The sequence below is a fragment of the Stenotrophomonas sp. STEN147 genome, assembly GCF_056757995.1.
Genome location: NZ_JBRRCG010000001.1, coordinates 139,079 through 161,439 on the forward strand (window position 1 = coordinate 139,079; position 22,361 = coordinate 161,439).

A 22,361-nucleotide genomic window follows, 5' to 3' on the forward strand; every position below is an offset into this window, starting at 1 on the left:
ATTGCCTGGCTCCGGTAGCGCCGGGCCATGCCCGGCGGAGAAGATCAGCGAACTGCCACCGGCGGCGCCTCCTGCCAGCCCAGCCCCAGGCTCTTCTGCAGCGCCACGTACCGCACCAGCAACTGCAGCCGCGCCTGGGCGGCGGCATCCTGCGCCTGCAGCCGCTGGCGCTGTACGTCCAGCAGATCGATCTGCGAGGTGGCACCCGCCTGTCGACGCTGGCTCATCAACGCCAGCGAACGGTCCGCCGAAGCCTCGGCGCGGACACTGGCCTGCAGTTGCTGCCGGGCCGCACCGAAGCGCGCCAACGCGGTGTTGGCATCCTGCAGTGCAGCCAGCACCGTGCCCTCGTAGGCCGCCAACCGGGCCTCATTGCCGGCCCGAGCCTGGGCCACGCGGGCCTTGTTCACGCCGAAGTCGAACAGCGACCAGCGCAGGAACGGGGCGATGATGGTGGCGGCTGAATCCCGCCCCAGGTCGGAAACCGAGGTGGCGCCCGCGCCGATGCTGCCCAGCAGGGTCACCTGCGGAAAATACGCCGAGATCGCCTGGCCGATCTGCGCCGAGGATGCCGCCAGCTCGCGCTCGGCCTTGCGCACATCCGGCCGGCGCTGGATCAACGCGCCCGCATCGTCCACCGGCACGCTGTCCGGCAGCACCGGCAACGGCTGGTCTACCGCCAACCGCGCATCCAGCGCCCCCGGCTCGCGGCCGACCATCAGGGCCAGCACATCGCGGGCTTCGTCGGCCTGTGCCTGTAGCGGCGGCAGCGCAGCCTGCTGCTGTTGCAGCTGGGCCTGCGCGCGCTCCACCTGCAGGTCCGAATCCGCACCGCGTTGGCGACGCTGACGGGTCAGCTGCAGGCTTTCATCCGCGGCGCGCAGGTTGAGCTCGGCCAGGGCGATACGCTCGCGGCTGCTGCGGTAGCCGAGGTAGACCTGGGTCAGTTCCGCGGCAAGCTGCACCTGCGCATCGGCCAGTGCTGCGGCGTTGGCCTCGGCTTCGGCGGCGGCCTGCTCGGCCGCGCGGCGTCGGCGGCCGAACAGGTCCAGTTCCCAACTGGCGTCGAAGGCGGCCACGTACAGCTCGGTGTCCAGATCGATATCGGCGAACTGCTGGCGCAGCTGCGCCGCCTCCTGCGGACGGCCGTTGGCCTCGGCCACGCCGGCGATGTTCTCGCCCAGACCGCGCACGCTGGCTTCCAACGAATCCGGTGCCTTGATGTTGGCGTAGCCCGCCGCCGCGCCCACGCTGGGCAGCTGCTCGGCGCGGCGCTGGCGCTGCAGCGCGCGCGAGGCCAGCAGCTTGGCCTGGGCGGCGCGCAGGTTGGGGCTGTTGCGCAGCGCCTCGTCCACCAGCTGGTCCAGCAGCGGATCGTTGAGCGCGCGCCACCACTGGCTGGGCGGGCTGGCGGGCTGCACGCCGGCCTGCGCCGCGCGTGGGAGCTGTGCCTGCGCGGTAGCGACCGTGGCCACGTCCGGTTTCACGTAATCCGGCCCCACCATGCAGCCCGCCAGCAGCAGCGGCAGGATGGCCGGGCACAGCCGGCGCAGGCGGGGGGAAACGGGCAAGGTCGTCGAAGTCATCAGTGCATCGCCAATGGAACGCCCTTGGGCAGGGGCTTGAGCAGGAAGACCAGCGGCAGGGTCGCCACCACGATCAGGCCGAAGATCCAGAACAGGTCGTTGTAGGCCATCACCATCGCCTGCATCTGCACCGTCTGCGCCAGCACGGCGATCGCCTGGGTGGCATCGCCCAGCTGCTGGCCGTAGGTATGCAGCGCGTCCTGGGCGATGGTCGAGTTTGCGGTAACGCTGCTGCCGATCGCATCGATGTGCAGGGTGGTGCGGCGTTCCTGGAAAGTGGAAATGATGGCCAGCCCGATCGAGCCGCCGAGATTGCGCGCGGCGTTGAACAGGCCGGATGCATCGCTGGTGTACTCGCGTGGCACCGAGGTGATGGCCGCCTGGTTCAGCGCCATCATCGCCAGCGCCAGCCCACAGCCCTGCAGCAGCTGGCCTATGACGAAGTGCGGGCCGATGCTGTCCGGAGTCAGCCCCAGATTGACGAAGCAGGCAGCGGCGAAGCACAGCATGCCGCCGAACACCATGATGCGTACGTCGACCGTTTCCAGCATCTTCGGCATCAACGGCATCAGCAGGATGGTCGGCAGGCCGGCCAGCAGCAGCACATAGCCGGCCTGCTCGGTGTTGTAGCCGGCGATGATCGCCAGGAACTGCGGGATCATGTACATGACCCCGAACAGGATCATGCCCACCGCCATCACCATCACGAACACCGCGCCGAAACTGCGCTGGAACAGGATGTTGAGGCGGATGACCGGCGCCTTGCTGGTGAACTGCGAAAGCGCGAGCAGCGCGAAGCCCAGCACCGAGACCATGCTGAGAACCACGATCATCGTCGATTCGAACCAGCGCTCGCGCTGGCCGTCTTCCAGTACCACGGTAAGCGCGGACAGGCCGGCGGTCATGCCGACGATGCCCAGCCAGTCCGCGCGCAGCAGCCCACCCCAATCAGACGTTTCATGCGGAAGGCCGAGCAGCAGCAGGGCAACCAGGCCGGCGCAGATCGGCACGTTGATGAAGAACGCGTAGTGCCAGCTGACGTTCTCGGTCAACCAGCCGCCCAGCAAGGGGCCGATCACCGGGCCGAGGATGACGGTCATGCCGAACAGCGCCGTACCCAGCGGCTGCTGCTTCGGCGGCAGCCGCGTGCCGACGATGGTCAGCGCGGTCGGGATCAGCGCACCACCGGCAAAACCCTGCCCTACCCGTCCGGCGATCATCATCGGCAAGGAATCGGCCAGGCCGCACATCACCGAGAACGCAGTGAACAGCGTGGCGCAGATCAGCAGGAAAGTGCGCAGGCCCAGCGTGCGCACGAACCAGCCGGTCAGCGGAATCATCACGATTTCCGAGACAAGGAAGGCGGTGGAGATCCAGGTGCCTTCGGTGCCGCTGGCGCCCACTTCGCCCTGGATGGTGGGCAACGCGGCGTTGACGATGGAGATGTCCAGCGTAGCCATGAACGAACCGATGGTGCCGGCCGCCACGGCCAGCCAGGCCGCGGCATCCGCCTTGCCTCCGGCGACAGGTGCTGCATGGGCACGGACGGCGTTCATCGCGCCGGCGCGGCCAAGGCCTCGGCCTCGTCCTGGGTGCGCTCGCGCGCATTCTTTGCATTGCGGGTATCAACGGTCACTTCCACCGACATGCCCGGCACCAGCACCTTGCGTGCTTCGGCACCTGCGTCCACCCGGATGCGCACCGGCACGCGCTGCACGACCTTGGTGAAGTTGCCGGTGGCGTTCTGTGGCGGCAGCAGCGCGAACTGCGAGCCGGTACCCGGCGAAATGCTCTCCACCGTGCCGCGCAATGGGGTGCCTGGCAACGCATCGACCTTGATTTCGGCCGCCTGGCCGGCGCGCATCAGCCCCACCTGGGTTTCCTTGAAGTTGGCAACGAGGTACAGCGAAGCAACCGGCACGATGGTCATGGTGCGGGTACCGGCAGCAACAAACTGGCCGACCTGCACGGTCTTGTTGCCGACACGACCATCGATGCGCGCGCGCAGCTCGGTGTCCTCAAACGCCACTCTGGCCTGCGCAGCGTCGGCCTGCGCCTGCTTCAGTCCAGCCTGCGCCTGCTCGAGCTGGGCCTGGCTGGCTTCGATCTGGCTCTGCGCGCCCTGGATCTGTGCCTTGGCCGCATCGTACTGGGCCTGGGCGCGCTCGACATCGTGGCGCAGGCTTTCGACGTGTTCATGGGTGTCGGCCCCACTGGCCGCCAGCGGGGTGAAGCGCGCCAGCTCTGACCGGCCGAAACGCAGCGAGGCGGCGGCCGCGGTGAGCTGGGTCCGTGCCTGCAGCAGGCTGGACTGCTGGCCCTGCACCCCAGCGGCAGCAGCGGCGATGTCGGCTTCGCGCACGGCGATCACGGCCTCGGCCTGGTCCAGCGTGGCACGGTAGGTGCGCGGGTCGATGCGCAGCAGCGGTTCGCCGGCCTTGACCCACTGGTTGTCCTGCACCAGCACTTCGGTGACGTAACCGTTGATGCGCGGAGCGACCGCGACAGCGTCGGCCTGCAGATAGGCGTTGTTGGTGTCCTGCAGGTAGCGGCCGACCAGCAGGTGGTAGATCAGCCAGGCAACCAGGGCGATGACCACGACGACGCCGATGATGGCCAGCGTCCAGCGGACCTTGGGGTTCTTCAGCGGCGAGGGCTTGTCCTCGTGGGTGGAGGGGGCTTCGTCGGCGGAGGCATCGGTGCGCGAGGGCTGGTCGGTCATTGTCTCGTCGTGGCGGTGGTCGGTGCCATACGGGACGGTAGGGGAGGACGTGCGGACGCGGAGTGAAAGTGCCTCCCGCGCCCTCCCCTGCGCGGATCTTCGCGCGGCGCATGTCGCGATAGTCCTGGCCCAGGACGCTGCACGTCATGCAGCCATGATCGCCAGACCCGCACCACAGCAGCCGTACAGGCATCTGCAACGCTTTTCGGAGTCGCAATCATTGACCGATGCCCACCAGCGCGGCGGAATCGTGGCCATCCGCCAAAGGATCTGCCCTCTCCATGCCCGCACCTGCTGCCCACACTGCTGCATCACCCTTGTGCCCCTTGGACGTCGTCGTCATCGGGGCCGGTCAGGCCGGACTGTCAACAAGCGCGGTCCTGCAGGAGGCCGGCGTCGAGCATCTGGTGCTGGAATCGGAACACGTGGGTGCCAGCTGGCAACGGCGCTGGGACGCCTTCCAGGTCAACACCGCCAACATGACCATGGCGCTGCATGATCACGCTTATGCCGGCGACGATCCGGAGGGCTTCATGACCGCTCCGGAGGTCATCGACATGCTTGCCGGCTACGCACAGGCGCGCGCGTTGCCGGTGAAGGAAGGCTGCACGGTCCAGCGGGTCGCTCCCGCTGCGGGCGGCTATGCGGTCACCACCGACCAGGGCCGCATCCACGCGCGGTCGGTGGTGGTGGCCACCGGGGAGTATCGCCGGGCCCGCATGCCGCGGGTTCCCTTCGCACCCAGCGCAACGCTCACCGTGCTGCACTCGGGCCAGTACCGCAATGCCGGCCAGCTGGCCGACGGCGCGGTGCTGGTGATCGGTGGGGGGCAGTCGGGCGCGCAGATCGCCCAGGACCTGCATGCCAGCGGGCGAACGGTCTACTGGTCACTGGCCGACCGTCCATCACATACGCGCCGCCTGCGTGGCAAGGACTCGATGCTCTGGTGGGACATGGCCGGGCGCATCCATCAGCATGTGAGCGAATCGGCTGGCGTGCTCGCGGGCGAACCCGATGCGCTGCGGAAGGCCAGGACAGCGGAATTTCCGTTGATATCCGGCAAGGGCCAGGGTGGCCGTGGCAGTTCGATCAGCCTGATGAGCATGCACCGCGACGGCATCACGCTGCTCGGGCGCCTGCAGCAGCTGAGCGGTCATGCGTGCAGCTTCGCCGACGTACGGCCGCAGCTGCGACGTGCAATCGACGCCACGCGGGCCGAGTTCGCCTACCTCGATGGGCTGGCCAGTGCGTATTACGCCACGCGACCGGAACCGCGCACGGACGACGCCCGCTACATTCCCGAGGAGGTCTATCTGGACTGGGAGCTGCCGTCGTCGCCCTCCTCCCTGGACCTGCAGAGCGCAGGCATCCGGTCGGTGGTGCTGGCCACCGGCTTCGTCGCCGAATGGCCATGGCTGGCCGTGGACGGCGCGATCGATGCGCATGGCTATCCGCGGGGCGAGTTCGGGGTATCACCCAAGCCAGGACTGTTCTTCATCGGCATGCACAACCTGCAGCGGATGAGTTCGTCGTTCCTGTGCAACGGAGGCCGCGATGCACGCGACCTGTTGCCGGACATCCTGCGGCACCTTGAGCGGTGCCGCAGCGCTGCCTGAGCCGGTTTGCCGGCCAGCGGCCGGTACTACCTGCCGGTCTTCACCTCGGTCCACAGACGGGTGTACAGCTTGTCCGTCTCCGGGGTGTTGATCGAATAGGTGAACATCTTCGCGGCCACATCGGCCGGCGGGTAGATGGTCGGGTCGGTACGGATCGCCTCGTCCACCAGCGGAGTCGCGGTCGGCACCGGGTTGGCGTAGTGGATGAAGTTGGTATTGGCCGCAGCGACCTTCGGCTCCAGCAGGTAATTGATGAACCTGTAAGCGGCTTCCGGATGCTTGGCGTCCTTCGGGATCGCCAGCATGTCGAACCACTGCGGTGCGCCTTCCTTCGGAATCGAATAGGCGACATGCACGCCGTTGCTGGCCTCCTCGGCGCGGTCGCGGGCCTGGATGATGTCACCCGACCAGCCGACCACCAGGCAGGTGCCGCCGTTGGCCAGCGAGCCGACGTACTGCGAGGAGTGGAAGTTCTGCACGTACGGGCGGATCGACTTCAACAGGTCGGCCGCCTTCTGCAGCTCGGCCGGATCGCCGCTGTGCGGGTCCAGGCCCAGATAGTGCAGTGCGATCGGGATCATGTCGGCCGGCGTGTCCAGGATGGTCACGCCGCAGTCCTTCATCTTGCTGATGTTCTCCGGCTTGAACACCAGGTCCCAGCTGTTGGCGATGTCGGCGCTGCCGCCGAAACGCTCCTTCAGCATGTCCACGTTGTAGCCGATGCCGGTGGTGCCCACCATGTACGGCACGCCGTAGCGGTTGTCCGGATCCTGGGTGGCGATGCGCTTCATCACCGCCGGGTCCAGATTGGCCAGGTTCGGGATCTTGCTCTTGTCCAGCGGCAGGAACACGCCCGCCTGGATCTGCCGGCCGAAGAAGTTCAGCGTCGGCACCACCACGTCGTAGCCGCTGTTGCCGGCCAGCAGCTTGGTCTCGACCATCTCATCGCTGTCGAACACGTCGTAGGTCACCTTGATCCCGGTTTCCTTCTCGAAGGTCGGGATGGTGTCCTCGGCAATGTAATCGCTGTAGTTGTAGACGTTCAGGACCTGGCTGTCCTGACTGCCACCGTTGCCACCGCCACAGGCGGCGAGCATGGCGGAGGCCAGGCCGAGCGTGAGGATACGCAGCTTCATCGGGTGCTCCAGAATGCGGGGAGGGGGGCCGGCTCGGGCCGGCGACGGATGCCAGCCTACCCCCCGGCGGCGGATTTTTCTATTCCACGCTTTCACACGTTCAGCAGCAGGAACTCGCGCTCCCACGAGCTGATGACACGGAAGAAGGTCTCGTACTCCTTGCGCTTGACCGAGATGTAGGCCCGGCAGAAGCGCTCGCCCAGCAGCGCCTGCAGTTCGCCGCAGCGCTCAAGCCCGTCCAGCGCTTCGCCCAGCGAGCGCGGCAGGTCGTAGCCCAGCTCCTTGGCGCTGCCGGTGACCGGCGCATCCGGCGCCAGCCGCTCGCGGATGCCGAGCAGGCCACAGGCCAGGGTGGCGGCCATCGCCAGGTAGGGATTGGCGTCGGAGCCCGCGAATCGGCTCTCCACCCGCATGTTCTCCGGTGTATCCAGCGGCACGCGCAGGCCGCAGGTGCGGTTGTCGAAGCCCCAGTGCACGTTGCTCGGCGACACCTCGCCGAACACCAGCCGGCGATAGGAATTGACGTTCGGCGCGAAGAACGCCATCGCCTGCGGCGCGTACTTCTGCAGCCCCCCAAGATAATGGCCGAACACCGGGCTGAACTCGCCTTCGGCATCGGTCTCACCGGCGAACACGTTGCTGCCATCGCTCACCCGCACCAGGCTCTGGTGGATGTGCATGGCGCTGCCCGGTTCGTTCTCCATCGGCTTGGCCAGGAAAGTGGCGTACACGCCGTGGCGCATCGCCGCCTCGCGCATGGTGCGCTTGAACAGGAAAACCTGGTCGGCCAGATCCATCGCATCGGCGTGGGTGAAGTTGACTTCCAGCTGTGCCGCGCCGGATTCGTGGATCAGTGTGTCCACGTCCAGCTTCATGGCATCGGCGTAGTCGTACATCAGGTCGAGGATGGGGTCGAACTCGTTGACCGCATCGATCGAATACGACTGCCGCGCTGTTTCCGGGCGACCGGAGCGGCCGGCAGGCGGCAACAGCGGGAAATCCGGGTCGGTGTTCTTCTGCACCAGGAAGAACTCCAGTTCCGGCGCCACCACCGGGCGCAGGCCCAGCTCGGCGTAGGCCGCCAGCACGCGCCGCAGCACATTGCGCGGCGCCAGCTCATGCGGCTCGCCATTCTTGGTGTAGCAGTCATGGATGATCTGCGCGGTGGCATCGGCGGCCCACGGCACCATGCGCACGGTGTCCGGATCCGGGCGCAGCATCATGTCCGAGTCCGACGGCGAGGTCAGTTCGTAGTAGTCATCCGGAAACTCGCCGGTGACGGTCGTGGCGAAGATGCCCTCGGGCAGGCGGGTACCGTAGTCGTGCGAGAACTTGTCGGCGGGAATGATCTTGCCGCGCGCGTTGCCGGTGATGTCGGGCACCAGGCATTCGACTTCGGTGATACGCCGCTCCTTCAGCCAGCGCAGCAGGCTGCTCTCCTGCGGTGCGGGGGGCGTTGCCGTCTTGCGCGGGCGCGTTCGGGAACTCATCGGGAATCCAGTTGGTTCTGTTGATGCTGCCGGCAAGCTTGGCCGAACGCACGGAAAATAGCGTGATAGAACGGCGCCTGCATGACGCGCCACTCCGGGTGCCACTGTACGCCGAGCACGAAGCGGTGGCGCGGGCTGCGTGCCGCCTCGACCAGCCCGTCATCGGCGCGGGCCTCGACCTGCAGGCCGCTGGCCAGGCGGGCAATGCCCTGGCCGTGCACCGAATTGACCTGCACCCTCCCCTCGCCGTGCCAGCCCGCCAGCCACCCATCCGCCACCAGTGTGACCGCGTGGGACGGCCCATACTGCACGTCCACGGGCGCCTGCGGATCTTCGCGATGATCGGCCAGCCCGGGTACCCGATGGACCTCTGGATGCAGGCTGCCTCCCAGGGCGACGTTCAATTCCTGGAAGCCACGGCAGATCGCCAGCACCGGCAGGTCCATCGCCAGCGCCTCGTCCAGCAGTGCGAAGGCATTGGCATCGCGCGCAGGATCATGCGCATTGCCGGACCAGCTGCGGCCACCGTCGTAGTGCTGCGGCTCGATGTTGCTGACCGCACCGGTCAGCAGCAGACCGTCGAGACGCTGCAGCCAATCGCGCGCCGGCAGCGGCGGCTGCAGGCTGGGCAGCACCAGCGGCGTGACCTCCGCCGCCTCGGCCAGGGCGCGGACATACTTCTCGCCGGCCACCGTGAAGCGATGATGGCCAAGCACCGTACTGTCGGTGGGCAGGCCCACCCAGGGCAGGCGACGCATGGGGAAACTCCTTGGCGTGCAGACACGTTACCCGCAGGTCCGCGAGTGCGGCAAGTCGTCGCCATCACGCGCGAGGTGCCAAGTATCGGCGAAACTGGGGGCGTGAACGCCGATCAACCTCCTCCGCCCCGTCTTCCCACCCTGCGCCCGCGAGGCCCGCAGTGACGTCCGCCTTTCCAGCCAGCTGGTATGCCGCCAGCCTGCCGGAGCCGGCCGCCCTGCCTCCGTTGCAGGGCGATGTGCAGGCCGATGTCGCGGTGCTCGGTGCAGGCTACACGGGCCTGACGGCGGCGCTGGAACTGGCCTCACGCGGCCAGCGCGTGGTCCTGCTGGACGCCCAGCGGATCGGCTGGGGCGCGTCCGGTCGCAACGGTGGCCAGGCGCTGGTGGGCTATGGCTGCGAGGTGGACGAACTGGAACGGCAGCTGGGCCGGGACGATGCCCGCCATCTGTTCGACTGGTCACGTGACGCCGTGCAGGCCATGCGCACCCGCATCGACCGCTACGGTATCGACTGCCATTGGCGTGAGGGCCACGCCAGCGTCGCCATCCGTGCCCGCCACGAGCGCGAGCTGCGTGCCCACTGCGAGCACCTGCAACAGCATTACGATTACCCGATGCAGTGGTGGGACCGGCAGACACTGCGTGGGCAGCTGGACAGCCCGCGCTATCGCGCGGCCATGTTCGATCCACTCAGCGCGCACCTGCACCCCCTGGCGTATGCGCGCGGCCTGGCCGATGCAGCGCGCGCGGCCGGGGTGGTCATCCATGAGAACTCTGCGGTTACCCGCGTGCAGCGCGGGCCTCGCCCGGCCCTGCACACCGCGCACGGCAGCGTCAGCGCCGCGCATCTGGTGATCGCCGGCAATGCCTGGCTGCAGGGCCTGCTGCCAGCGCTGGAGCACCGCATCATGCCGGTAGGCACCTATATCGGTGCCAGTGCGTGCCTCGGCCCCGAACGGGCCCGCGCGCTGATCCGTAATGACATGGCAGTAGCAGACACCGCGTGGGCGCTGGACTATTTCCGCCTGAGCCACGACCACCGTCTGCTGTTCGGGGGCCGCGCCAGCTACTCGGCGCTACCGCCGCCCGGGCTGCGCGGAGTGATGCAGCGACGCATGCACGCGGTTTTCCCGCAGCTGACCGACGTCGCTCTCGATCAGGTCTGGGGCGGCTATGTCGACATCACCCGCAACCGTGCCCCCCATTGGGGACGGCTGGACGGCAATCTGTACTTCGCGCAGGGATTCTCCGGCCACGGCGTGGCGGCAGCCGGACTGGCGGGTGACGTGATCGCCGCGGCAATCGCCGGCCAGAGCGAGCGCTTGGACGTGTTCCAGCGCCTGAAGCACGCGCCATTCCCGGGCGGGCGCCTGCTGCGCATGCCGCTGCTGGTGGCTGCGATGTCGTGGTATAGGCTGCGGGATGCGCTGTGGTAGCGGGCCAATTGCGCCAGTTAGTGACGTGTCATCCATTGGATCTGCGATAGATCACATATTGAGCACCGAAATCGTGATATCTCCTTCACGCAAGGTGGGGACTTCGATATCAATTGCATAATCGAGCGCATGCCGATACCGTCGTTTTGACCGGGTCCCGCGACGAATGGATGCTGACAGGGAACGTACTGAGGGGAAGTGCGATTGAACTGGTGGAATGAAGGTCTGCAACTGAAAATGCGTATCCGCCCAGCGGGGCTTGCGCTTGCCCTTCTGTATGGGCTCACCTGCTGGGCGACGCGGCAGCTTTCGCTCGACCAGTTCTATCTTCCCGCGGGAGTACGCGTAGCTGCGGTTCTGCTCTGTCCACCACGGCTCTGGCCTTATCTGCTGCTCGGGGAATATTCCTACTTCGCGCAGATGCGATATCCGATGGTGGATAAGTACGGTATGGCTTGGGCCATCCTCGCATCAGCGCTGCTCATGCCTGCGGTGATGTTGATCACCCATGTCTGCCGGAGGCTGATGACAAGCTCGGCAAATGCCCGCTTGTTGATGATCGCCCTGTTGTCCTCCATCGTGGTCACACTGCTCAATGTCGGTTTCTCGCAGTTGCTCTGGCCCACGCCGCCTGCTGATTCGGCAATCGCGTTCCTCACTCGTGCGGTGCGTTTCAGCGTTGGTGACTTCATTGCCATTCTTACCGTAGCGCCCCTTGCACTTCTATGGGCCAGGCGCAAGGCCGGAATGAGCTGGAAGACCGGCACTTTCGGGCCGACAGCGGTTGCGCTGTCGGTCATGATCTTGCTCGGTGTCACTGCCGCACTGATCCCGCCGGATGCAGGCGCGCTCAGGACATCACTGCAGCTGCTGATGGGCCTGCCGGCCATTGCGCTTACCTGCCTGCACGGCTGGCGCGGTGCCGCCATCGGCGTACCGGCATTGAACCTGATCATCGGGCTGACAACCCCGAAGCCTTATGCAGCTGCTTTTGACGCGTCGACCTTCACAACGCAACAAGTGATGGCAATCACCGGCGTCGCCCTGCTTCTGCTCGGCTCCCGCATCAGCCACTACCATCGAAGCTATCGGCTTCGCGAAGTAGGCGAAAAGAACGCCATCAGTCTGGCACGCAGCTCGCATATGGCGAGCGAGTCGGATCTTCGTGAACGTGCAATCCGTCTGCGAAAGCTTGGCGACGGCATCGATCTTTCGCTTTCCGAGGTCATCAACTGGCTGAACACGCAGGGCCATTCAGCGATCGCCAGCAGCCTGACCCACACCGCGAACGTGCATTCCCGCCTGTTCCGTGAACAGGCCAGCATGGTCTATCCCGCAGCTCTGGAACAATTGGGGCTGTACGTAGCACTGCAAGCAGGCGGTGTTCGCTCGGCTTGGGCCGACACCCATCGTGTAGCCGACCTCCAGCTTGCAGGCGACCCGTGCCAGCTCAGCCTGGATCTGCAGCTGGCAGCGTATCGGACGCTCATAGATGCTGTATCGCTGCTTCTGAAATGTGAGCCCGGTCAGCTCGTCGTGCGTGCACGCTGTTTCCGGAAGCACGAGCAGCGAGGGATTGTCATGATAGTGTCGCTGCTCGACCGGCACAGCGCGCTATCCGCCGCAACCTCAGCGCTGGCCAATGACAGATTGGCAGGGCGGACGCTGGCTTTTGGCGGATCATTCCATTGCAGGAACAACCGCCTGATCATGATACTGATGGAATCGGCAGCAACCACCAGGCGCGAATCCGCTGATGACGTCTCGATGGAATCGGGCCACTCGCCTGCTGTCTGGGACGGACGACAAGCGCAGGCCTGACCATTGGTTAAGCAGCCGGGTGATGAAAGGTCACAGCAAGGACAACGATCAGCAGGCGACGCCGGCCCCCCGCTGATCGATGCTTAACGGCCCTCGATGGCCCAGAGCGCACTCGATCCGGCGTTGTAGCGCACCAGCACGAAATTGCTGCCGCGATAGACCACTGACCGCACTGCCTTGGCCGGAACCGGGGACGGCTGACCGGGGAGCGAAACCGGGACCTGCGTTTCTCCGGCCGGGAGAATCCAGAAAGTGCCATCTGCATTGCCAACGATGAGTTGCACGCGACCGGCAAGGTCGTTCACCTGGAAATAGCTGATGCCGTCACGCTGGAAGCCATAGACCAGCCAGTTGGGATCCTGACTCAGGTTGACCGTCGCCGGATACGCCTGCCCCAATCCTGCCTGGCTCATATGGGTGCCATGATCATCCGACTGTGCCAAGGCTGGCATTGGCAGGTACGCCGCCACGACCATGCCCACCGTTACCGCGATAACTGCGATTCTCACTATTGCCTCCTCGATTAATGAAGTATTGAGCACGCCGAAATCCGTCGAGATATGTCGGAGACGTCGGTTGTGAACAGATCTCCCGTGACAAAGCTCATGGTTCGGGCATGCAGCATGCACTATATGTCCCCTGGCTCCGATGATGCATCCGTCACGCTCTGGATAATGGTGTCCGCCCGAACCGCTGGCACGAAGGCCGCATCAATCGGTGGGTACTCGCAGTACGCGTGCCACAGCGCGCCGCTGTCAGCGGCCGGAACAAGGGGCATGCAGCGATTCAGGACCGTCCACCCCTAAAGTTACGGCCGAAACCGCCGCTACCCGTGCCAAGACTTCCCTGACGTGAGCCTCCGCATCATGCCCGTCCTGCCGCAGGCCGCCGTCGATGGCGACCTCGCCGATCCGCTTCCGCAGCGGATCCTGCTGGTCGAAAACTCCCGTGCCTTCACCGGCATGCTGCGCGAGGCGATCGAACAGCGCCTGGAGCTCCCCGTCGTGGTCGCCTCCACCCTCGCCGAGGCCGACCGCCTGCTCAATGAGGGCGGCGGCTGGTTCCTGGTCCTGACCGGCCTGGTTCTGGCCGATGGCGACAGGGACGCGGTGGTCGAATTCTTCCTGAAACGCGATCTGCCCACCGTGGTGGTCAGTGGCGTGTATGACGAGGATCTGCGCAAGCGCGTGCTGCAGCAGCAGATCATCGACTACGTCCTGAAGAACACGCCCGGCAGCATCGACTATCTGGTGTGGCTGGTGCAGCGCCTGGAACGCAACCGTCGCATCGCCGCGCTGGTGGTGGACGATTCGCCCTCGGCACGCGGCTATGCGGCCGCGCTGCTGCGCATGTACGGCCACGAAGTGTACGAGGCTGCCGATGGCAATGAAGGCCTGGCGGCGATCGAGGCCCATCCTGCGATCCGGCTGGCGGTGGTCGACCAGGAGATGCCCGGCATGCAGGGCGTGGAATTCACCCGCCGCCTGCGCACCCTGCGCTCGCGCGACAAGGTGGCGGTGATCGGCATTTCCGGCAATACCGACGCATCACTGATTCCGCGCTTCCTGAAGAACGGCGCCAACGACTTCCTGCGCAAGCCCTTCTCGCGCGAGGAATTCTTCTGCCGCGTGTCGCAGAACGTGGACCAGCTGGAGCTGATCGGCACCCTGCAGGATCTGGCCACCCGGGACTTCCTGACCGGCCTGCCCAACCGCCGCTGCTTCCTGGAACAGAGCCAGCGCCAGCTGCCCCAGCTGCAGACCCATGGCCAGAGCGTGGCGGTGGCGATGATCGACATCGATCACTTCAAGCACATCAACGATACGCACGGCCATGAGGCCGGCGATGACGCCCTGCGTGCCGTGGCCGGGGCGGTGGCCGTGCATGCGCGCAGCCAGGACTTGATCGCGCGCTTCGGCGGCGAGGAGTTCTGCCTGCTGGTGCCGGACATGGAGCAGGACGAGGCAATGCTCTACTTCGAGGAACTCCGCCAGCGCATCGCGGCGCTGGAAGTGGATATCGGCACCGCCACACTGCGCATGACCGTCAGCATCGGCCTGTGCTGCCTCCGCCCGCAGCGCGATGCGCTGCATCGCCTGATTTCCGAGGCCGACCGTCAGCTGTACCTGGCCAAGGCCGGTGGCCGCAACCGGGTCAGCTGCACCACCATGGGCAGCCCGCTGCGTCCGCGCGAGCCCGCCCTGCCCTGATCGATCCGCTTTGATCCAGATCAACGCTGCCTGCCGGCAGCAGCCCTACAGTCGGCCCCGACATCACGCATGAAGGGGAGCCGGGGATGGCACTACTGGTCTGGCAGGACGATCTGAACATCGGCATCGATGTGATCGACCAACAACACCGCCGCATCATCGAGATGCTCAATCACCTGCATGTGGCCCAGGCCAGCATGCAGCGTGCCGCTGTCGGCGAAGTGATCGACGAGGTGGTTGATTACACCATGTCGCACTTCGCGTTCGAAGAAGAGCTGATGGAGGAAGCCGGCTATCCGTTCTGCGCTGCCCACAAGCGCGTGCATGAGGTCTTCATCAAGCGCGTGGCCGAGTACCGGCTGCGGTTCCAGGCCGGCGAGGACATCAGCGACGAGCTGCGCACGATGCTCTCGCGCTGGCTGTTCAACCACATCCGCGGCGACGACCAGGCCTACGCCGAACAGGTCAAGTCACATCTGAACCAGTTCACCCGTGAACACCAGGGCGGGGGTTGGCTGGGCCGCACGCTCAAGCGGATCTTCGGCTGATCAGCGCACGCGACGCTGCAGTGCCACCAGTGCGGCCAACGTCGCAATCGCGGTCAGGCACAGGTAGTAGCCGACCGCGACCAGGCCGAAGCGCTCGGCCAGCCAGGTCGCCAGGTACGGCGCAGGCGCCGCGCCGAGGATGCCGGCCAGATTGAACGACAGCGATGCGCCGGTATAGCGCACCTCCACCGGATAGATCTCGGCCAGGAATGTGCCGCAGGGGCCATAGGTCAAGCCCATCAGGAACAGGCCCAGGCTCAGGAAGCCCAGCACCAGCCACGGGCTGCCGGGCTGGAACAACGGCGCAAACAGCAGGCCGAAGCCCAGGATCAGCACGCTGGCCACGATCATCGTCCGGCGGGTGCCCCAACGGTCGCCATAGCGCGCCGACAGCGGGATGCCCAGCGCGAAGAACAGCATGGCGGCCATCTGCATCAGCAGGAACTGCTCGCGGCTGTAACCGAGTACCGCCGTGCCATGGCCCAGGCTGAATACCGTCATCAGATAGAACAGCACGAAGGTGGCGAATGCGCCCAGCGTGCCCAGCAGCATCGGCACGGGATGGTCGCGCAGCACCGTCCACATCGGCAGCCGCACCGGCGCTCTGCGTTCCAGTGCCTTCTGGAAGTCCGGCGTCTCATGGATGTTCAGGCGCACCCACAGGCCCAGCCCGACCAGCAATGCGCTGGCCACGAACGGAATACGCCAGCCCCACTGCAGGAAGTCGTCCTGCCCCATGCTTCGGCCCAGCACCAGGAAGATGCCTGCCGACAGCAGGAAACCGAGCGGCGCGCCCAGCTGCGGGAACATGCCGTACCACGCGCGCTTGCCCGGTGGTGCGTTCTCGGTTGCCAGCAGCACCGCCCCGCCCCACTCGCCGCCCAGCCCCAGCCCCTGGCCGAACCGGCACAGCGCCAGCAGCGCCGGAGCCCACAGCCCGATCTGCGCATGGGTCGGCAGCAGGCCGATTGCGACAGTCGACAGTCCCATGGTGAGCAATGCCGCGACCAGGGTGGCCTTGCGGCCGATGCGGTCACCGAAGTGGCCGAATACCGCCGAACCCACCGGCCGCGCGATGAACGCCACGGCGAACGTGGCCAGGGATTGCAGCAGCGCGGCCTGGTCACTGCTTTCCGGGAAGAACAGATGCGGGAACACCAGCACCGCGGCGGTGGCGTAGATGTAGAAGTCGAAGAACTCGATGGTCGTGCCGATCAGGCTGGCCAGCAGTACACGGCGAGGGGAATTCACGGGTGACGCGGCAGCGGTGATCGTCGACATCGGCAAGGCAGGCAATCCGGATCATCCGATTCTGCCACGCATGACCCGGCAGGCGTGACGATGGTTTCAGCCGACACGGATGCAGCCACACGCGATGCGATGTGTTCAGGGCGGTGGTGCCACCGCTCCCCTCGGGGCGCGGCCCGCTGCTACAGCTGGATCCAGGTGGCCTTGATCTCGCTGTACTTGTCGAAGGCATGCAGTGATTTGTCGCGCCCATTGCCGGACTGCTTGTAGCCCCCGAAGGGGGCGGTCATGTCACCGCCGTCCCAGCCGTTGACCCAGACGCTGCCCGTGCGCAGCTGCCGCGCGACCCGGTGCGCCCGGCCCAGATCCCGTGTCCACACGCCCGCCGCCAGGCCGTAGCGGCTGTCGTTGGCCAGGCGCACCGCTTCGGCCTCGTCGTCGAAACCCAGCACCGCCAGCACCGGACCGAACACCTCCTCGCGCGCCAGCGCCTGTTCCGGCCGGACCTGGTCGAATACGGTCGGCTGCACGTAGCAGCCGCCTGCTTCCACCTCGGCGCGGCGTCCCCCCAGCAGCAGGCGCGCTCCGTCAGCTTCGGCCATGGCGATGTCCGCCAGTACCTTGTCCACGTGCGCGGCATCGACGAGGGCACCCATCGGTGCGTCGGCCTCCAACGGGTGACGCGGCTGCATGCGCTGGCCATGGGCGATCACCCGATGCACGAACTCCTCGCGGATCGAACGCTGCACCAGCAGCCGCGAGCCGGCGGTGCAGACTTCTCCCTGGTTGAAGAAGATGCCCTGCGCCACCCCCTTGGCCGCCCGCTCCAGGTCGGGCGCATCGGCAAACACGATATGCGGGCTCTTGCCGCCGCACTCCAACCACACCCGCTTCAGATTGGAGCGCCCGGCATGCTCGAGCAGCTTGGCGCCGGTGGCGGTAGAGCCGGTGAAGGCCAGCACGTCGACGTCCCTGTGCAGCGCCAGCGGCTCGCCCACGCGGGCACCATCGCCCGGCAGAACGTTGAGCACGCCATCGGGCAGACCGGCCTCGCTGGCCAGCGCTGCCAGCCGCAAGGCCGTCAGCGGCGAGCGTTCGGAGGGCTTGAGGATCACCGAATTGCCCATGGCCAGCGCCGGCGCGATCTTCCAGCAGGCCATCAGCAACGGGAAGTTCCACGGCACGATGGCGCCGACCACACCCGCAGGCTCACGCGTGACCAGGCCCAGCTCCTGCGGTCCGGTCGGTGCGATCTCTCCGTACAGCTTGTCCACCGCCTCTGCGGTCCAGGCCAGGCAACGCACCACGCCAGGCAGGTCGATGCGCCGTGCATCGCGCACCGGCTTGCCCATGTCCAGCGTTTCCAGCAGGGCCAGTTCGTCGGCATGCGCTTCCACCAGCGCCGCCAATGCCAGCAGCACGCGCTTGCGTTGCGCAGGGCTCACCTGCGACCAGTGGCCGGCCTCGAAGGCGCGCCGTGCCGCCTGCACGGCACGCTCCACGTCCTGCGCGTCGCAGTCGGCGACGGCGCCAAGCACACGGCCATCGATCGGGCTGACGCAGTCGAAGCGGGCACCGCTGGCGGCATCCACGTAGCGGCCCGCGATGAAGGCCTGGCCGGGAATGGAGAGCTGGCCGGCCAGTGCCTGCCAGTGGCTGCGGTCGGGGAAATCGGCCATGACAGGATCCTGCAGTGCGTGTCGTTCCGGTTATACCGGTGCCGCCGCGACCTCGCCGTGACAGGCCATGCCTCGTGTGCACGGCGGGCATGGTCCGGGCGATGACGGCTGCGCTACAGTCCCTGCATCGGACCCGACGGAACCGGCATGAAGAACCCCGCGAGCGACGTGCACGAGCTGGCCATCCAGCGGCCCGACTCCCTGGAGGCGTACTGGATGCCCTTCACCGCCAACCGCCAGTTCAAGGGCGCGCCACGCATGCTGGTACGGGCCGAAGGCATGCATTACGAAGACGTGGACGGGCGCCCGGTTCTCGATGGCACCGCCGGCCTGTGGTGCTGCAATGCCGGCCACGCCCGCCCGCGCATCGTCGAGGCGATTGTCGAACAGGCACGCACCCTGGATTACTCCCCCGCCTTCCAGATGGGTTCGCCACCGGCATTCGCGCTGGCGCAGCGTCTGGCCGCGCTGGCTCCGGCCGGGCTCAACCACGTGTTCTTCACCAACTCGGGCTCCGAGGCGGTGGATACCGCGATGAAGATCGTGCTGGCCTATCACCGCCAGCGCGGCGAAGGCCAGCGTACCCGTTTCATCAGCCGCGAGAAGGCTTATCACGGCGTGGGCTTCGGCGGCATGGCGCTCGGCGGCCTGCCCAACAACCGCCGCCAGTTCGGCCTGCAGCTGGCGGGCGTGGACTATCTGCGGCATACCCTGGATCTGCAGCGCAACGCGTTCAGCAAGGGCCTGCCGCGCCAGGGCGCGGAACTGGCCGACGATCTGGAGCGCCTGATCGGCCTGCACGACGCGTCCACCATCGCGGCCGTGTTCGTCGAGCCCATCGCCGGTTCTGCGGGAGTGATCCTGCCTGCGCCCGGCTATCTGCAACGGCTGCGGGAGATCTGCGACCAGCACGGCATCCTGCTGGTGTTCGACGAGGTCATCACCGGTTTCGGCCGGGTCGGCATGCCGTTCGCCGCACAGCGTTTCGGGGTCACGCCGGACCTGCTGACCTTTGCAAAGGGAGTCAGCAACGGCGCGGTTCCGCTGGGTGGCGTGCTGGCCAGCGATGCGGTGCACGCCGGCCTGATGCAGGGCCCGGCACAGGCCATCGAGCTGTTCCATGGCTATACCTATTCCGGGCACCCGCTGGCCTGCGCGGCAGCCCTGGCCACACTCGACGTCTACGCAGAGGAGCGCCTGTTCGAGCGCGCCATCGAACTGGGCGAGTACTGGCAGGAGCGGCTGCACGCCCTTCAGGGGCTTCCCAACGTGATCGACATCCGCAACTTCGGACTGGTCGGTGCGGTCGAGCTGGCCCCGCGCAAGGACGCACCGGGCAGCCGTGGTCACGAGGTCTACCGACGCTGTTTCCACGACGGCAGACTGCTGGTGCGCTGTACGGGCGACATCATCGCGCTGTCGCCGCCACTGATCGTGGACAAGCCCCAGATCGACCAGATCACCAGCACTCTGGGCGAGATGATCCGGGCCACCGCGTAAGCCCGGGCCGGCGACAGCAAGCAGGTACAATGGTCGGTTCCGTTCCTGCCCGTTGCCGTGCCCATGGACATCGTCGTCAAAGAAGAACTCAAGGCCTACATCGACCCGCTCACGCCCGACGAACATGAGGCGCTGGAGCGCAGCATCCTCGCCGAGGGCTGCCGCGATGCACTGGTACTGTGGGGCGATGTCCTGGTGGATGGCCACAACCGCTACGGCATCTGCCAGAAGCATGGCCTGCCGTTCAACACGGTGCAGAACAGCCGCTTCCAGAGCATGGAGGACGTGCACCTGTGGATGATCGAACAGCACCTGGGCCGCCGCAGCGTGTCCGATTTCCAGCGCGGCGTGCTGGCCCTGCGCAAGCGCGACATCCTGTCGGCACGCAAGCAGATCGAGCAGGCCCAGCTGCAACGCGAAAGTGATGGCACCGCAGCATCGGCCGACGATGCCGGTGAAGACAGCCCACCGTGGGAACCCGCGCCGAAACTCAGCCGTGCGGAACTGGCCCGCGAAGCGAAGCTGAGCACCAGCCAGGTCGGGATGATCGAACGCATTCACGCACAGGCCGCCGCCGAAGTCGTGGAAGCGGTCAAGGCCGGCGTGATCTCGATCAGCGCGGCCGCGGCCGTGGCCGACCTGCCCGAGGAAGAGCAGCGCGCGGCAGCCGCAGGCGGCAAGGACGAACTGAAGCAGGCCGCCAAGCGCGTACGCGAGTCCAAGCGCAAGCCGCGCGCGGCGAAGCCAGAACCGGCGGAAATGGCGTTCGATGAGCCCAGCGAGGACGAGATCGCCCTGCGCGATGCGGAAGTGCTGTCCGCGCTGGAGCAGCTGGGTGAGGATGCGCCGGCGCTGCGCCGACGCGTCGTCGCGCTCACCCGCGAGAACGATGCCCTGCGCACGCAGCTGGCGGCATTGCGCAGGCAGCTGGAAGCGCTGTAACAAATGGGTAGCGCTGGGCCATGCCCGGCGAGCGCAGCGGGCCCTGAAAAGCCGCCGGGCGTGGCCCGGCACTACCGATGCGCCGGCATCATCCGGTGGCGGTTAGACTGCCGCCATGACGTCCGCAATCGATCCGCGCCGCGCCCAGCTGCGACGCCTGAAAGCCATTGCCCTGGGTCTGCTGGTGCTGATGTTGGCCGGTTTCGCGGTCAGCCACTGGCAGGGCGAGCGCGGCGCCTGGGCCTGGGTATCCGCCTTCTGCGAGGCGGCAGCGGTGGGCGCGCTGGCAGACTGGTTCGCGGTGGTCGCCCTGTTCCGCAGGCCGATGGGCCTGCCGATTCCCCATACAGCCATCATTCCGCGCAGCAAGGAGCGCATCGGCGACAGCCTGGCGCTGTTCGTGCGCGATCAGTTCCTGGAGCCACAGGTGCTGCTGGCCAAGCTGAAGGTGTTCGATCCGGCTGGCCGTCTCGGCAGCTGGCTGGCCGAACCGGCACGCGCACGCATGCTGGCCGACATGGCACGCGGCTGGGCGTTGCAGGCACTGGACTTCTTCGATGAACGCGCCGTGCGTCGGCAGCTGCACGCGTTCGTGGTGCAGCAGTTGCGACAGTGGAACGCGGCATCCACCGCCGGCGAGCTGCTTGCCCTGCTGACCGCCGACGGGCGCCACCAGCGCGTGCTGGACGAGGGCCTGCAGAGACTGGGACGCTGGCTGGAGCAGCCGGAAGTGAAGGAGCGCGCGTCGCAGCTGATCGTGCGCTACATCCAGCGCGAATGGCCGACGCTCTCAAGCACGGTGAACTGGGTGAAACCCATCGACGAGATCGGTGACAGCCTGGCCGAGCGACTGGCACGCGCCGTGCTGGAGGAGCTGCAGCAGGTACTGGCCGAACCGCAGCATCCGCTGCGGCAGGATTACGAGGCGTGGCTGGGCAACTACGTCCAGCGCCTGCGCGAAGACCCGGCGCTGGCCGAGCGCATCGAACAGCTCAAGCAGGAGATGATCGACCATCCTGCCCTGCAGGAGTACGTGCAGGGGCTCTGGGCACGCATCCACGCCAGTCTGCGCGCCGACCTGCAGCGCGAGGATTCGGCGCTGGTCGGCCACCTGCAGCGCAGCCTCGCCTCGCTGGGAAGCACCCTGCAGTCCGACCCGGCACTGCGCGATGCACTGAACCAGCATCTGCTGGAAGGCGCACAGCGCCTGACCGGGCGACTGCGCGAGGGGGTCACCACGCACATCGCACAGACGGTCAGAGGCTGGGACGAGCGCCATCTGGTCGAGCAGCTGGAATTGAGCGTTGGGCGCGACCTGCAGTTCATCCGCTTCAACGGCACCCTGGTCGGCGGCCTGATCGGCCTGCTGCTGCATGCGGCAACGGTGGTGTTCCGCTTCTGAGCGGCAGGTCCGCTGACCTGCTGCGTGGGCGCGGAACGACCCCTCTTTCGTCACGCAGTCTTGATTAACAGAATGCGAATGCCTATCATTTACTGATCGGTTGTGCGATTGGCCGCACGGGCAAGGAAGACCTGTCCGGTGCCCATGTACGGCCCTGACCTCCGGCTGCCCGTCTGCGCGGGCAGCGCTGCATTGATGGGACACGCTGGGCGACGTGCGCGGGGCGCAAGGGGGCCGCAGGCGCGTTCGATCCCCTCCCCGACC

The 22,361-nt window shown here is 66.8% G+C and carries 17 protein-coding genes; 8 read left to right on the forward strand and 9 right to left on the reverse strand.

Annotated features, from left to right (window positions below; translation table 11 throughout):
* Positions 1-44: 44 nt before the first annotated feature.
* From ACVOKU_RS00715 to ACVOKU_RS00725, 3 genes are read right to left on the reverse strand one after another with little or no spacing between them, the layout of a single operon-like run.
* Entirely contained in the window at positions 45-1,586 is a 1,542-nt protein-coding gene (locus ACVOKU_RS00715) for an efflux transporter outer membrane subunit (RefSeq protein ID WP_481558781.1), read from the reverse strand.
* Complete coding sequence (locus ACVOKU_RS00720) at positions 1,586-3,142, reverse strand: DHA2 family efflux MFS transporter permease subunit (protein WP_481558782.1); 1,557 nt, start codon at positions 3,140-3,142, stop codon at positions 1,586-1,588. Before ACVOKU_RS00720 ends, ACVOKU_RS00715 begins: the two co-directional genes overlap by 1 nt.
* A complete protein-coding gene (locus ACVOKU_RS00725; protein WP_481558783.1) occupies positions 3,139-4,308 on the reverse strand; it encodes an HlyD family secretion protein in 1,170 nt (389 codons plus the stop codon). The genes ACVOKU_RS00720 and ACVOKU_RS00725 overlap by 4 nt, the downstream gene beginning before the upstream one ends.
* A 326-nt stretch (positions 4,309-4,634) precedes the next feature.
* Between ACVOKU_RS00725 and ACVOKU_RS00730 the strand changes: the two genes are divergently transcribed.
* Positions 4,635-5,924 (forward strand): flavin-containing monooxygenase, encoded by a 1,290-nt coding sequence (locus ACVOKU_RS00730; protein WP_481558784.1) that lies wholly within the window; start codon positions 4,635-4,637, stop codon positions 5,922-5,924.
* 26 nt (positions 5,925-5,950) lie between these two features.
* Here ACVOKU_RS00730 and ACVOKU_RS00735 read toward each other — a convergent pair whose 3' ends face one another.
* From ACVOKU_RS00735 to ACVOKU_RS00745, 3 genes are all read right to left on the reverse strand, one after another.
* Positions 5,951-7,060, reverse strand: a complete 1,110-nt coding sequence (locus ACVOKU_RS00735) for a polyamine ABC transporter substrate-binding protein (protein WP_481558785.1) — start codon at positions 7,058-7,060, stop codon at positions 5,951-5,953.
* Positions 7,061-7,152: 92 nt separating this feature from the next.
* A complete protein-coding gene (locus ACVOKU_RS00740) occupies positions 7,153-8,550 on the reverse strand; it encodes a glutamine synthetase family protein (protein ID WP_053516570.1) in 1,398 nt (465 codons plus the stop codon).
* Positions 8,547-9,308, reverse strand: a complete 762-nt coding sequence (locus tag ACVOKU_RS00745) for a gamma-glutamyl-gamma-aminobutyrate hydrolase family protein (RefSeq protein ID WP_481558786.1) — start codon at positions 9,306-9,308, stop codon at positions 8,547-8,549. Before ACVOKU_RS00745 ends, ACVOKU_RS00740 begins: the two co-directional genes overlap by 4 nt.
* Before the next feature lie 161 nt (positions 9,309-9,469).
* On the opposite strand from ACVOKU_RS00745, the gene ACVOKU_RS00750 reads away from it, so the two are divergent.
* Together ACVOKU_RS00750 and ACVOKU_RS00755 are read left to right on the forward strand one after the other, a co-directional pair.
* Complete coding sequence (locus tag ACVOKU_RS00750; RefSeq protein ID WP_481558787.1) at positions 9,470-10,747, forward strand: NAD(P)/FAD-dependent oxidoreductase; 1,278 nt, start codon at positions 9,470-9,472, stop codon at positions 10,745-10,747.
* Between the two features lie 198 nt (positions 10,748-10,945).
* Positions 10,946-12,568 carry an MASE1 domain-containing protein gene (locus tag ACVOKU_RS00755; protein ID WP_481558788.1) on the forward strand — a complete coding sequence of 541 codons (1,623 nt, stop codon included), beginning with the start codon at positions 10,946-10,948 and terminating at the stop codon, positions 12,566-12,568.
* Positions 12,569-12,651: 83 nt separating this feature from the next.
* Here the strand turns inward: ACVOKU_RS00755 and ACVOKU_RS00760 are convergent, their stop codons facing one another.
* The gene (locus tag ACVOKU_RS00760; protein ID WP_262101156.1) at positions 12,652-13,110 is read right to left on the reverse strand and encodes a hypothetical protein; all 459 of its coding nucleotides are present in this window, start codon (positions 13,108-13,110) and stop codon (positions 12,652-12,654) included.
* A gap of 324 nt (positions 13,111-13,434) precedes the next feature.
* Here ACVOKU_RS00760 and ACVOKU_RS00765 point away from each other — a divergent pair, with 324 nt between their 5' ends.
* The gene (locus tag ACVOKU_RS00765) at positions 13,435-14,778 is read left to right on the forward strand and encodes a diguanylate cyclase (protein WP_065176205.1); all 1,344 of its coding nucleotides are present in this window, start codon (positions 13,435-13,437) and stop codon (positions 14,776-14,778) included.
* An 86-nt stretch (positions 14,779-14,864) separates the two neighbouring features.
* Positions 14,865-15,326 carry a bacteriohemerythrin gene (locus ACVOKU_RS00770; protein ID WP_053516564.1) on the forward strand — a complete coding sequence of 154 codons (462 nt, stop codon included), beginning with the start codon at positions 14,865-14,867 and terminating at the stop codon, positions 15,324-15,326.
* On the opposite strand, the gene ACVOKU_RS00775 is transcribed toward ACVOKU_RS00770, so the two are convergent.
* On the reverse strand, positions 15,327-16,607 hold the full coding sequence (locus ACVOKU_RS00775; protein ID WP_481559015.1) for an MFS transporter: 1,281 nt from the start codon (positions 16,605-16,607) through the stop codon (positions 15,327-15,329).
* Between the two features lie 149 nt (positions 16,608-16,756).
* The gene (locus tag ACVOKU_RS00780; RefSeq protein WP_481558789.1) at positions 16,757-18,253 is read right to left on the reverse strand and encodes an aldehyde dehydrogenase; all 1,497 of its coding nucleotides are present in this window, start codon (positions 18,251-18,253) and stop codon (positions 16,757-16,759) included.
* 147 nt (positions 18,254-18,400) lie between these two features.
* On the opposite strand from ACVOKU_RS00780, the gene aptA reads away from it, so the two are divergent.
* From aptA to ACVOKU_RS00795, 3 genes are all read left to right on the forward strand, one after another.
* Positions 18,401-19,753: an omega-aminotransferase AptA gene (aptA, locus tag ACVOKU_RS00785; RefSeq protein WP_481558790.1), complete on the forward strand. Its 1,353-nt coding sequence runs from the start codon at positions 18,401-18,403 to the stop codon at positions 19,751-19,753.
* Between the two features lie 63 nt (positions 19,754-19,816).
* Positions 19,817-20,695 (forward strand): ParB N-terminal domain-containing protein, encoded by an 879-nt coding sequence (locus tag ACVOKU_RS00790; RefSeq protein ID WP_263177879.1) that lies wholly within the window; start codon positions 19,817-19,819, stop codon positions 20,693-20,695.
* Between the two features lie 115 nt (positions 20,696-20,810).
* Positions 20,811-22,097 carry a DUF445 domain-containing protein gene (locus tag ACVOKU_RS00795; protein WP_128987861.1) on the forward strand — a complete coding sequence of 429 codons (1,287 nt, stop codon included), beginning with the start codon at positions 20,811-20,813 and terminating at the stop codon, positions 22,095-22,097.
* Positions 22,098-22,361: the final 264 nt, after the last annotated feature.

Excerpts from the sequence above, each read along its gene's own strand:
- ACVOKU_RS00715 (WP_481558781.1), bottom strand. The coding sequence starts at position 1,586 with ATGACTTCGACGACCTTGCCCGTTTCCCCCCGCCTGCGCCGGCTGTGC.
- ACVOKU_RS00720 (WP_481558782.1), bottom strand. The coding sequence starts at position 3,142 with ATGAACGCCGTCCGTGCCCATGCAGCACCTGTCGCCGGAGGCAAGGCG.
- ACVOKU_RS00725 (WP_481558783.1), bottom strand. The coding sequence starts at position 4,308 with ATGACCGACCAGCCCTCGCGCACCGATGCCTCCGCCGACGAAGCCCCC.
- ACVOKU_RS00735 (WP_481558785.1), bottom strand. The coding sequence starts at position 7,060 with ATGAAGCTGCGTATCCTCACGCTCGGCCTGGCCTCCGCCATGCTCGCC.
- ACVOKU_RS00740 (WP_053516570.1), bottom strand. The coding sequence starts at position 8,550 with ATGAGTTCCCGAACGCGCCCGCGCAAGACGGCAACGCCCCCCGCACCG.
- ACVOKU_RS00745 (WP_481558786.1), bottom strand. The coding sequence starts at position 9,308 with ATGCGTCGCCTGCCCTGGGTGGGCCTGCCCACCGACAGTACGGTGCTT.
- ACVOKU_RS00765 (WP_065176205.1), top strand. The coding sequence starts at position 13,435 with ATGCCCGTCCTGCCGCAGGCCGCCGTCGATGGCGACCTCGCCGATCCG.
- ACVOKU_RS00770 (WP_053516564.1), top strand. The coding sequence starts at position 14,865 with ATGGCACTACTGGTCTGGCAGGACGATCTGAACATCGGCATCGATGTG.
- ACVOKU_RS00775 (WP_481559015.1), bottom strand. The coding sequence starts at position 16,607 with ATGTCGACGATCACCGCTGCCGCGTCACCCGTGAATTCCCCTCGCCGT.
- ACVOKU_RS00780 (WP_481558789.1), bottom strand. The coding sequence starts at position 18,253 with ATGGCCGATTTCCCCGACCGCAGCCACTGGCAGGCACTGGCCGGCCAG.
- aptA (WP_481558790.1), top strand. The coding sequence starts at position 18,401 with ATGAAGAACCCCGCGAGCGACGTGCACGAGCTGGCCATCCAGCGGCCC.
- ACVOKU_RS00790 (WP_263177879.1), top strand. The coding sequence starts at position 19,817 with ATGGACATCGTCGTCAAAGAAGAACTCAAGGCCTACATCGACCCGCTC.
- ACVOKU_RS00795 (WP_128987861.1), top strand. The coding sequence starts at position 20,811 with ATGACGTCCGCAATCGATCCGCGCCGCGCCCAGCTGCGACGCCTGAAA.